Raw genomic sequence first — 9,512 nt, forward strand, 5'->3', positions numbered from 1 at the left:
AATAACTCGTCAACCTGCAGAACGTCAACCCGGGCCAGACGGCGCTGCTGTCGATCCCGTGCGGCCCGACGTACGAGCGCCTGAAGCTGTATCTCACGAACGGCCTGCTGATCTCGATGATCGACCTCATCACGATCAAGCAGAACGGCAAGCCGGTGTGGGCGGTCGCGGGCTCCGACCTGCTCGCGCAAAACCTGTACGAGGGCAAGCCGAACCCGACCAACGTCGTGCTGATCGACTTCACGCGCCGCGGCGCGAAAAGCTCGGCGACAAAGAACAGCGCGGGCGTGACGATCCAGAGCACGCAGGTGCAGGAAGAGCTGTTCACCTGCCTGGCGACGGCTGGCCTGCAGCAGTGCACGATGGAAATCAAGATCAACGAGGCCGCGCCGGCCGGCATCGGCATGACGGCCTGGGCGCAGGAAAGCGATCCGTCGAAGAATCCGTGGGTGTTCAAGGAACAGTCGGCGACGTACGCGCTGATGACGGTCGGCCAGAACGATATCCCGCTGCCGGTGCAGCAGGCCGGCTCGGTGATCACGAAGATCTACCTGCACCAGTCGAACTTCGGCCAGGCCGGCGCGGGCTCGATCCAGTCGCTCCAGATCCGGAACAACCAGGTGATCATTTCCGAGGGCACCCCGCAGGTGTACCAGGACGATCAGACCGACTACCAGAAGATGCCGCAGCCCGGCCTGTTCGTCGTCGACTTCGATCTGCAGGGCATGCGGGAGAAGTGGCTCAACACGACGCTGTCGAAGAACGTGTTCATCCGCATCATCACGCAGACGGGGCCGGTGTTCCTGACGGGCTACGCGAAGATCGTCGATCCGATCAACCGCTAACCGGACGGGAGGCGTATGTCGATCTACGACTTCTCGCTTGACGGTACCGGCGTCGGATCCGGCTCGGTCGATCCGAGTGGGGCGGATGCGTCGACGCTGTACGGGATCTACGGTCCCGACGCGACGAATTCGAACTACACGTTCACGACGAGCCAAGACACGTCGGACGGCACCAGTCTGCCGTCGACGCTCGGCCAGATGCAGACGAACGGCAGCAGTGATTCGAGCGGGAACAACGGTGCGCTGTGGCTGGCGGGGTTCCAGACGCTGCTCGGCGCGGCCGTTGCCGGTGACGCGATCTCGCATGGCCTGACCGCGCAGGGCACCACGCCGTACTACCGGGCCCCGAACGGCGTCACCTATCCGGTCGGGCAGGGGCCCAGCCTGACGCACGGCAACGGCATGGGCCTGCTGCTGATGATTGGCCTGGTCGTGCTGCTGCTCGATCACGCAGGGGGCGACTGATGACCTCTCCCATCACGTCCGGCGCGCCGTCCTGGTCCGGTATGCCTTCGCTGCAGGCCGCCTTTGGCGGCGGCCCGTCGGCCGCGTACGCGACGACGACCAGCTCGTTCAATGACGGCTCGTTCGTTGTATCGAACGGCGGCGGCTCGCTCGATACCGCTCTGGCCGGCACTGCGGCGGTCGGCAGCGGCATCCTGCAGCAATACCTTCCCTATCTCCTCATCGGGGCGATCGCATGGTACGCGCTGAAGCACCGGAAAGCGTGACGATGCGGCCGGCGACCCGCGCCGAGGTTGCGCGCCTGTTCGCGCCCGTCGATCGCTGGATGACGACGGGCGAGGGCGCGGCCGAATGCGCGGCCAAGGGCGATTGCTTCGTGCTCGAGCAGGACGGCGTGCCGGTGCTCGCCTGGTCGTTGAAGGTGGACGGCGACGAGCTGTTTATCCAGGCCGCGGCCGGCCGCGCCGGTTTCGACCTGACGGACTTCGGGCTCGCGCTCGTCGAGCGCCAGGCGGAAGGGTTCCGTTCGATCGCCTTCCGCACGCGTCGACGCGGCCTCATGAAAAAAGCCATCGATAGCGGCTTCTATCCGGCCTGGCGCCGGGGCGATGTCGTGTTGATGCGAAAGGACCTGAAATGATTCTTCGCCCTCAACAGATCCACCTGGTGCGGCTCGGGTTGCCGGCCACGCCGTGCAACGGCGGCAGCTCAAGCAGCGACACAGAGACGAAAAACCAGAACGTCGACCAGCGGCTTGACGTCGGCGGCGGCGGTGTCGGCGCGACGGCCTCCAGTGGCGGATCGGTCAACATCAACGTGACGCCGACCGACCGGGGCTCGATCCAGCAGTCGTTCGGCCTGGCGCATGACGCGCTGTCCGATGTGACGGCGATCGGTACGTCGTCGGTCAGCGCGAGCGCGCACACTGCCGAACTGGCGATCAATGGGGCACTCGACAGCGTTGCTGGCGCGCAGGCTGCGTTCAACAAGGCGACCGCAGCGGTTGCGAATGCCTACCAGAGCGCTGGCCAGCAAGCGGCCGACGCGCAGCAAGGCGCGATGTCGGCGGTGTCGGCTGCGTACCAGGACGCGAAGACCGGCAACCAGCGCACGATCGTGATCGGCGCGCTCGTTGTGGTCGGCCTGGTCGTGCTCGCGCCCGTGCTGCGGGAGGCCGCGTAATGCAGACCCTTTCGACGAAGCTGCTGGCCGGCCAACGCACGCCGTTCGGCATCGCCGGTTCGGTGCTGCTGATCCAGTCGGCTGACCAGGGAAACAATATCGCCGTCCGCTTCCTGACGGGCGCGGCCGTGAATGCCGAAGTCGATCAAGTCGGCACGGCGTTCAAGGCGAAGCCGGCAAACGGTTTCACCGGCGTCGACATGCTCGCGACGGTCGACACGAACGTCACGTTCATCATCTCTGATGGCGACGTCGACCTGCAGATGTCGAGCCTCGGCGTGCAGATCACGAACACGAGCGGCAATCCGGTACCGGTGTCGCTGGTCGCTGAGCCGGGCGCGCCTGTACCTGTCACGGTACAGGGCAGCGTCAACGTGACGGGCGCAACTCTGACCGCGACGGACGTCGGCATCGTGCCCGCGGGCGTCGCGATTGCCGAAGCTGGCAGCACGGTGGTCGGGATCGGTGGTACGGCGCATGTGCTCGCGGCGGCGGCCGGCCGCAAGCGCGCCATCTTCTACAACGCGGGCAACGGCAAGATCGCGCTCGGCGGGGCTGCGGGCCTGACCTTCGCCACCGCCGCAATCATCCTGCAACCGGGCGATGCCTGGAAAGAGACGGACGCGCCCCAACTCGACTGGTACGCGATTTCCGATGCCGGATCGACGGTCAACATTCAGACGGTGAACTGATGCGCAAACTGATTTTTGCGGCGGGCGTTGCGCTCGCCGCTATCGCCGCGCCGGCCCACGCCGACTCGAGCCTGATTTCGGGCCTCGCCGGACGCCTGTCGGCGCTGAACGGCTACGTGCAGGGCAGCGGCTCGGGCGCGCTGACGGCCAGCCCGACCATTCCGTGCGCGAGCGCGCTGGCCGGTGCCGTGTGCACGGTGCCGAACAATGCCGCGCTGCTCGCGCTCTCGACCGCGACGCTGCCGGCGAACACGATCGTGCACCGCGCCGGCTACGCGTCGGCCGGCGACGGCGGCGACATGGACTATCTGGCGTCCGGCTCGGCGTGCTCGCTGGCGAGCGGCAACGGCGACAACGGCTCGCAGGTCAAATCCGCAAACGGCAAGTGCTGGACGTGGAAGCCGAAGGCGGGCGGCGTCGCGCTAGAAGTGTTCGGCGGCGACACCACGGCCGCGAACGACAACACCGCGTTCACGAATGCGATCGCGGCGCTGCAAGCGCAGACGAACGGCGAGCATGTGCTGTTGCTCGGCGCGCGCACCTACAACGTGTCGCAGTCAATCACGGTCAACGGCCCGAGCCCCGTCGCGTTTCGCGGGCAGGGCATGGGCGCGACGACGATTCAGGCGTCGGCCACGTCGAACTACAGCGTGTTCAGCTACGGCAACACGGCGGCGACGAGCTCGCAGACGCAATTCGGCGGCATCTACGGCATGACGATCAAGGCCGGCGCCAGCGCGACGGCCGGCTACGCCATCTCAGCCGTGCACGTCGCCAACTTCACGGTGCGCGATATCGCCTTCACCGCGTATTGCGGGATCGAGGACGAGCAATCGAACAACGACCTGTACGACAACGTATGGGGCTACACGACCGGCACCGGCTGCCAGGCGTTTTGGGCGCACGTCACCAGCGCGGCGCAGTCGGCGGGCGGACGCACCGATCAGGTGACGTTGAACAACGTTCACCTGAATGCGCAGTACTACGGCAATGACTGCCTCACCTGGACGGGGATGGTGCAGACCATCAACGCGTACAACGTGACGCTGATGCAGTGCAAGCGCGGCTTCTTCGTGGACGCGTCGCAGAACACGGCATCGCTCTTTCCGCAGTTCGGTTTCGTCTACAACCTTCAGGTTGAAGGCGCGCAGGTCGCGGCGGTCGAAATCGACGGCGGGCGCGATATCCATTTCACGGACAGCGCAGCGTTTTCGGACTATGGCCAGACCGGCGCGGGCGGCACGCAGGGAAATGCGGATACCGCGGCGCTCTGGATCAAGCCGGACGGTGCGGCGAGCGTCACCAGCACGATCGACTGGAAGGGCGGCACGATCGGCAACTCGGCCAATCAGGCCGCGCTGGTTCAGGCGCAGGGCGTGCGCTTCTCCGATGTGGCGTTCCGCAATTCCTCGCTCGCGAGCCAGTACGCGAAACCGTCGGTCGAGCTTCAAGGCGCGGGCGGCTACGCGTCGCAGGATTACCAGTTTTCGAACGTCAAGTTCTGCGCGATATACGGCGAGACGCCGGCCGTCAGCTATGGGCTGGTGCGCGACGCCAACGTCGGTATCACGATCGTCACGAACGCGGATTTCCAGTACTGCCACACCGGAGAGGTGAGCGACGCCAGCTCGTCGCTCAATCTGGCGGTCTATGGCGGGATCGACCGCAATCAGGTCGCGTTGCCGGTGTCGCTCGGCAAGTTCCATTCGAACGCTCAGCCGACGTTTGGCGCGTGCGGCACGTCGCCGTCGATCGGCACCGGCTATTCGAATGACGTGGCCGGCGTGGTGAACACGGGCACCGGCACGTTCTCGTCGTGCACGGTCAACTTCGCGTCGACGTGGGGCAACCCGCCGATCGTCTTTCTGCAGGGCACGGGCAGCGTGCCGTACTACATCACCGGGCAGAGCGCGACCAGCTTCACGTTCGCGCGCACGGACGGCGGAAACATGGCCAGCCTGACGGTGTATTACCGCGCGACGATGGGTGGCAACTAATGGGGGCGGGCGCTGCGGTGCTCGTCCTCGCGGCCGGCGCGGCCGCGCTGCTGTACTCGCAGTCGAGCAGCGCCGCCGCGCTCGCACCCGATAACGGAAGCGCGGACGGCAGCGTCGATTGGACTGGAAGTTTGAATAACGTAGGAGCGGACCTGATGAACAACCTGGGCATGAACAACACTGCGCCAGTCGGCAACCCGAACGCGAATCTGCAGGCCTTCCTCGACATGATCTCGATCAGCGAAGGCACGTATGGCCTCGGCGACAACGGCTATAACGTCGTCGTCGGGGGCTCGACGTTCGATAACGGCTACGTCGACCATCCGCGCATCGTCGTGCATACGCGCTGGGGGTACAGCGACGCCGCTGGCCGTTATCAAATCATGGCGGCCGTGCCTGGCCAGATCAACACGAACACGTGGGACTGGATCAGCGCGCGCCTCGGCCTGACCGATTTTTCGCCCGCGTCGCAAGATGCCGTCGCGATCTACATCCTGAAGTGGAAGGGCGCATATAACGACGTGCTCGCGGGCAACGTCCGGAGCGCAATCGCAAAGGTCGCAGGGCAGTGGGCTAGCCTGCCGGGATCGCCCTACGGTCAGAGCCCGCACGACATGGGAACCGTGCTCGCGTGGTATCAGCAGGTAGGGGGCGCAATCGCATGAAAAACACCACCAACAATCTCGCGCTCGGCCTAGGTGTCGCGGTGCTCGGTTTCTCGCTGTACCGGTATTTCAAAGGGCAGGGCTCTGCGCCTATGCCGACGTCGCCGAATGGAGGCGCGACCTGGTCACTGCTGAATTTCGGTGGCTCGACGAACGGGCCGTCGCCGCTCGCACTCGATAACCCGTATGCGTCGACCGCATGGAATCCGGACGCGCTGAGCGGTGCCATGTCGCAGGATCTGTCGGCCGCGCTGGCAAAGGCGGGCGAAAGCGGCATCAATTCCTTCGGCTTCACGCTGCCATGAGCCTGAAAGACGACGCCTTTGAAATCGGCGCGACCATCGTGGTTGTCGGGCTCGCGCTCTGGTGGGCCGAACGCAAGATCAGCAGAGGTCTCTCGTCGGCCGGAGCCACATTGTCGAGCTGGGCCAGCGATGCAGGTGCAGCGATCGTTGATACGACGTCAGCCGGTTGGACCACGGCTACCAATCCCGTGATCGATCCGAACCCAGCCGGCCCGGCGAACGCGGGAACGCCACTCGGCACGGTCACGAGCGGTGCCGCCAGTGTCGGGAACGGCATCGTCGCCGCGCCGAGCAATGCGCTCGATTCGCTGTCGCTTGGTCTGATCGGCGGATCGGGCGGAACCGGTGGCAGCGGCGGATTGTGGGGTTGGCTGTCCGGAATCGTCGACGGCTCGGCCTTCGCGCCGAAAGCGGCGACTCAACCGGATCCGACATTTGACTTGGGTAACAGCAACGCCGGCTGGTAGTCGGCATTTTTATCGGAGGAAGCGAATGAATTTCCTGGATCGACTCAAAGAGCCCAGCTCGCAAGCCGGCCTCGGCGTAGTCGCGAGCGCGGCCGTGCAGCTCGGCGCGAACCCGTCGAAGGTCGGCGCGATCGCGGCGCTACTGCAAGCGCTGCTCGGCGCGGTGGCCGTGTTCATGCCGGAAAAGGCGGGTAGCTGATGGACGGCGCGGTGCTGATGCAGATCGTCACGGCCGTCTGTTCGTCGGGCGCGGTCTACGCCGGCATCCGCGCGGACATCAGGGCGATGAAGGATCACAACGCGCGCCAAGATCGCGAGATCGAACGCGCGCATACGCGGATTGATCGACAACTCGAAGGGAGGAATCATGGCGCACCACAAGCGGCGCACGCCGGCTCGCGATAGCAAGGGCCGATTCAAGCGCAATAAGCGGTAACGAAAAACCCGGCCTCGGCCGGGTTTCGTTTTAGGAGACAGACGTCCAATCCTGCAAGGGGCATCCACGCGCATACGGTATCACTGCAGTATCCCGTAGCACCACGGCGCGCAGTTGAGCATCGCTGCCAGACCCACGTCCCATCAACGCAACGACCATCGCGTACGATGCACCGGTAACGCCGGAATATCGGATCACCAGGAGATCCGAGCCTTCGGCGCCATATTGGCTCGCATCGCGAAACTGGCGCCTCGAATCTTGTACGGTCTGCATGCGTGCGGTCTTGTGGTAGCAGGTCAATACAGCATGCGCCACGTCGGCCACTGCAGCGCTCTGCAACTGCTGCTGGTTGATTGCCCCGGGCGCTGCCAACCGGTGCATGGCATCGCTGGCTTGCTGCGGGTTTGCCATGGCAACCTGGAAAACCAGGGAAAGGACTGAAAGCATATGACGGTCTCCGTATTGTGGTCGGCGGATTATCGCTCAGGCGATCCAGCGCGTCGCGGGCGCTTCGGGGATCAGCTCGAGCTGGACGAGCGCCGGGTATTGGATGATCGGGTCGTTCGCGGCGCACGGTGTCGACGCCGCAAGCTGTGCGCAGGCCCGCGCGGAAACTTTCGCGTCCTGTATGGACCAGGTCATTTCCCGCACGCGTGACCAGTGCTCGAACGCCTTCAGGCGCAGCAGCTCGGGCGCCCAAAACGGCACGCGCTCACGGCCGGCCATCCAGTTTTGAATTGATCGCTCGGAGCGCCGCAGCTCGCGCGCCAACTGCTTGACTGGCCGGCCACCCGCGTAATGCAGGAATTCGGCAAGTTTTCCGTATCTGAGATTGGGGAATCGCATTGTTCTTTTTGTCCGAAAAAAAAGCCCGGGGAATCCGGGCTTCGACATGCTGCGGGGTCTGCCTTAAAGCAGATTTAGGGGTCGGTGTGAGATCGCGATTTAACTTCGATAATTAATATTATGTAAAATTATAAAGCAACGAATATCTAAACCCGATTACCCAACCCAACCGCCTCCACAAACATCGCCGCGTCGCTCGTCGTCCGCACCGAATCGTCTCAAATCACCTACAACCGGACACGCTTCGGCCACCCACAACAAAACGACGCGCTCAACATCGAGCGCGTCGTTCGCAACGCTTCAAACCCACCGAACACCGCATCGAACCGATCGACACAGCAGTCCGTCGCTCACGACACCATGCCTTGCATCTTGTGCGAAAAATGCGCACGCTCAGCCCGATCCATCAACGACAGGAACTCGTCCTGTGCCATATGGATCAACGCTTCGTGGTCGCCCGCCTCAAAATAGACGTCCGGCTGTTCCGCTAGGCTGTCCTCGAGGAAGGTCTGCATGCCGTATGCCATGCAGACGGGCGGCAACGCGCCCGCGTCGCAATCCTTGAACAGTTCGCGCAGTTCGCCTTCCTTCGCGAGCACGAGATGACGGCCGGTTTTCGCCCACAGATCGGACAGGCGCACGGCATATGTCGTCGGCAGCACGGCTGCGACGTAGCCATCGTCATCTTCCAGGAGCACGGTTTTCGCGAGTCGATCACCGGGAATATGCGCCGCTGCCGCCGTCTCCATACTCGTATGGCTGTACGGATGGTAGACGACTTCGTACCGCGAGGACTTCTGGCGCAGGCAGTCCTGCAGGGTCGCAGACATGGACATGGCATACCTCATCTGTCGAGTCGGGCGAACGAAGTTCGCCCCGGATTCGTTCAGCATAGGTCGCATTCGCACAGATGGAAATCCCGCCGCACGGCGCATCGTCACATCGGCTCCAGCCCTTTTTCCCGCAGCCAGTCCCGGTTGAAAAGCCGGGTGCGATAGATGTCGCCGCGATCGCACAGCAAGGTCACGATCGTGTGGCCTGGCCCCATCTGGCGGGCGATCCGGACCGCCGCCGCGACATTGATCCCGCTCGATCCACCGACGTATAAACCTTCCTCGCGCAGCAACCGGTAAACCATCGTCACGCACTGTCTGTCGTCGATACGTACCGCGTCGTCGATCGCCGTGCCCTCGAGATTGGCCGTCACGCGCGTCGAGCCGATGCCTTCGGTGATGGAGCTGCCTTCGGCCTTGATTTCGCCGGTCTTCACGTAGCTGTAGAGTCCGCTTCCCTCCGGATCGGCGAGCACGATCCGGATGTCCGGATTTCGTTCCTTCAGATAGCGGCTCACGCCCGCGAGCGTGCCGCCCGTGCCGGTCGCACAAACGAACGCATCGACCGTGCCGGCCGTATCGCGCCAGATTTCCGGGCCTGTCGTCTCGTAATGCGCGAGCCGGTTGACGACGTTGTCGAACTGATTGGCCCAGATCGCGTTGTCGAGCGTCTCCGCAAGCCGTCCGGCAATCTTCTGATAGTTGTTCGGATCGCGATACGGTACCGCCGTCACCGTCTGCACTTCGGCGCCGAGCGTGCGCAGGATTTCCATCTTCTC

At 64.2% G+C, this 9,512-nt stretch carries 16 protein-coding genes; 12 read left to right on the forward strand and 4 right to left on the reverse strand.

Going from position 1 to position 9,512, the window contains the following annotated elements:
- The first annotated feature begins 14 nt into the window (after window positions 1-14).
- The 12 genes from KH616_RS16025 to KH616_RS16080 are packed head-to-tail and all read left to right on the forward strand — an operon-like array spanning window position 15 to window position 7,023.
- On the forward strand, window positions 15-845 hold the full coding sequence (locus KH616_RS16025) for a major capsid protein P2 (RefSeq protein WP_292248032.1): 831 nt from the start codon (window positions 15-17) through the stop codon (window positions 843-845).
- Window positions 846-860: 15 nt separating this feature from the next.
- Window positions 861-1,310: a hypothetical protein gene (locus tag KH616_RS16030; RefSeq protein WP_292248010.1), complete on the forward strand. Its 450-nt coding sequence runs from the start codon at window positions 861-863 to the stop codon at window positions 1,308-1,310.
- A complete protein-coding gene (locus KH616_RS16035; protein ID WP_292248012.1) occupies window positions 1,310-1,576 on the forward strand; it encodes a hypothetical protein in 267 nt (88 codons plus the stop codon). Before KH616_RS16030 ends, KH616_RS16035 begins: the two co-directional genes overlap by 1 nt.
- Before the next feature lie 59 nt (window positions 1,577-1,635).
- The gene (locus tag KH616_RS16040; RefSeq protein ID WP_292248013.1) at window positions 1,636-1,950 is read left to right on the forward strand and encodes a hypothetical protein; all 315 of its coding nucleotides are present in this window, start codon (window positions 1,636-1,638) and stop codon (window positions 1,948-1,950) included.
- Window positions 1,947-2,492, forward strand: a complete 546-nt coding sequence (locus KH616_RS16045; protein ID WP_292248015.1) for a hypothetical protein — start codon at window positions 1,947-1,949, stop codon at window positions 2,490-2,492. Before KH616_RS16040 ends, KH616_RS16045 begins: the two co-directional genes overlap by 4 nt.
- Window positions 2,492-3,184 carry a hypothetical protein gene (locus tag KH616_RS16050; protein WP_292248017.1) on the forward strand — a complete coding sequence of 231 codons (693 nt, stop codon included), beginning with the start codon at window positions 2,492-2,494 and terminating at the stop codon, window positions 3,182-3,184. Before KH616_RS16045 ends, KH616_RS16050 begins: the two co-directional genes overlap by 1 nt.
- Complete coding sequence (locus tag KH616_RS16055; RefSeq protein ID WP_292248019.1) at window positions 3,184-5,181, forward strand: hypothetical protein; 1,998 nt, start codon at window positions 3,184-3,186, stop codon at window positions 5,179-5,181. Before KH616_RS16050 ends, KH616_RS16055 begins: the two co-directional genes overlap by 1 nt.
- The gene (locus KH616_RS16060) at window positions 5,181-5,846 is read left to right on the forward strand and encodes a glycoside hydrolase family 104 protein (protein WP_292248020.1); all 666 of its coding nucleotides are present in this window, start codon (window positions 5,181-5,183) and stop codon (window positions 5,844-5,846) included. Before KH616_RS16055 ends, KH616_RS16060 begins: the two co-directional genes overlap by 1 nt.
- Window positions 5,843-6,151 (forward strand): hypothetical protein, encoded by a 309-nt coding sequence (locus KH616_RS16065; protein WP_292248021.1) that lies wholly within the window; start codon window positions 5,843-5,845, stop codon window positions 6,149-6,151. The genes KH616_RS16060 and KH616_RS16065 overlap by 4 nt, the downstream gene beginning before the upstream one ends.
- Complete coding sequence (locus tag KH616_RS16070) at window positions 6,148-6,618, forward strand: hypothetical protein (RefSeq protein ID WP_292248022.1); 471 nt, start codon at window positions 6,148-6,150, stop codon at window positions 6,616-6,618. Before KH616_RS16065 ends, KH616_RS16070 begins: the two co-directional genes overlap by 4 nt.
- A gap of 25 nt (window positions 6,619-6,643) precedes the next feature.
- Entirely contained in the window at window positions 6,644-6,817 is a 174-nt protein-coding gene (locus KH616_RS16075; protein ID WP_292248023.1) for a hypothetical protein, read from the forward strand.
- Window positions 6,817-7,023 carry a hypothetical protein gene (locus KH616_RS16080; protein WP_292248024.1) on the forward strand — a complete coding sequence of 69 codons (207 nt, stop codon included), beginning with the start codon at window positions 6,817-6,819 and terminating at the stop codon, window positions 7,021-7,023. The genes KH616_RS16075 and KH616_RS16080 overlap by 1 nt, the downstream gene beginning before the upstream one ends.
- Window positions 7,024-7,084: 61 nt before the next feature.
- Here the strand turns inward: KH616_RS16080 and KH616_RS16085 are convergent, their stop codons facing one another.
- From KH616_RS16085 to KH616_RS16100, 4 genes are all read right to left on the reverse strand, one after another.
- Window positions 7,085-7,501 (reverse strand): hypothetical protein, encoded by a 417-nt coding sequence (locus KH616_RS16085; RefSeq protein WP_292248025.1) that lies wholly within the window; start codon window positions 7,499-7,501, stop codon window positions 7,085-7,087.
- Between the two features lie 36 nt (window positions 7,502-7,537).
- On the reverse strand, window positions 7,538-7,948 hold the full coding sequence (locus tag KH616_RS16090; protein ID WP_292248026.1) for a hypothetical protein: 411 nt from the start codon (window positions 7,946-7,948) through the stop codon (window positions 7,538-7,540).
- A 302-nt stretch (window positions 7,949-8,250) separates the two neighbouring features.
- Window positions 8,251-8,736, reverse strand: a complete 486-nt coding sequence (locus KH616_RS16095; protein ID WP_292248028.1) for an aminoacyl-tRNA deacylase — start codon at window positions 8,734-8,736, stop codon at window positions 8,251-8,253.
- A 101-nt stretch (window positions 8,737-8,837) separates the two neighbouring features.
- Window positions 8,838-9,512, reverse strand: a 675-nt coding sequence (locus tag KH616_RS16100) for a pyridoxal-phosphate dependent enzyme (RefSeq protein ID WP_292248030.1), incomplete at its 5' end; no start/stop codon positions are given.

It is taken from the genome of Burkholderia sp., from assembly GCF_018375725.1.
Classification (GTDB): Bacteria; Pseudomonadota; Gammaproteobacteria; order Burkholderiales; family Burkholderiaceae; genus Burkholderia.

Coding starts and splice junctions, on each gene's coding strand:
- KH616_RS16030 (WP_292248010.1), top strand. CDS start 861: ATGTCGATCTACGACTTCTCGCTTGACGGTACCGGCGTCGGATCCGGC.
- KH616_RS16035 (WP_292248012.1), top strand. CDS start 1,310: ATGACCTCTCCCATCACGTCCGGCGCGCCGTCCTGGTCCGGTATGCCT.
- KH616_RS16040 (WP_292248013.1), top strand. CDS start 1,636: ATGACGACGGGCGAGGGCGCGGCCGAATGCGCGGCCAAGGGCGATTGC.
- KH616_RS16045 (WP_292248015.1), top strand. CDS start 1,947: ATGATTCTTCGCCCTCAACAGATCCACCTGGTGCGGCTCGGGTTGCCG.
- KH616_RS16050 (WP_292248017.1), top strand. CDS start 2,492: ATGCAGACCCTTTCGACGAAGCTGCTGGCCGGCCAACGCACGCCGTTC.
- KH616_RS16055 (WP_292248019.1), top strand. CDS start 3,184: ATGCGCAAACTGATTTTTGCGGCGGGCGTTGCGCTCGCCGCTATCGCC.
- KH616_RS16060 (WP_292248020.1), top strand. CDS start 5,181: ATGGGGGCGGGCGCTGCGGTGCTCGTCCTCGCGGCCGGCGCGGCCGCG.
- KH616_RS16065 (WP_292248021.1), top strand. CDS start 5,843: ATGAAAAACACCACCAACAATCTCGCGCTCGGCCTAGGTGTCGCGGTG.
- KH616_RS16070 (WP_292248022.1), top strand. CDS start 6,148: ATGAGCCTGAAAGACGACGCCTTTGAAATCGGCGCGACCATCGTGGTT.
- KH616_RS16075 (WP_292248023.1), top strand. CDS start 6,644: ATGAATTTCCTGGATCGACTCAAAGAGCCCAGCTCGCAAGCCGGCCTC.
- KH616_RS16080 (WP_292248024.1), top strand. CDS start 6,817: ATGGACGGCGCGGTGCTGATGCAGATCGTCACGGCCGTCTGTTCGTCG.
- KH616_RS16085 (WP_292248025.1), bottom strand. CDS start 7,501: ATGCTTTCAGTCCTTTCCCTGGTTTTCCAGGTTGCCATGGCAAACCCG.
- KH616_RS16090 (WP_292248026.1), bottom strand. CDS start 7,948: ATGTCGAAGCCCGGATTCCCCGGGCTTTTTTTTCGGACAAAAAGAACA.
- KH616_RS16095 (WP_292248028.1), bottom strand. CDS start 8,736: ATGTCCATGTCTGCGACCCTGCAGGACTGCCTGCGCCAGAAGTCCTCG.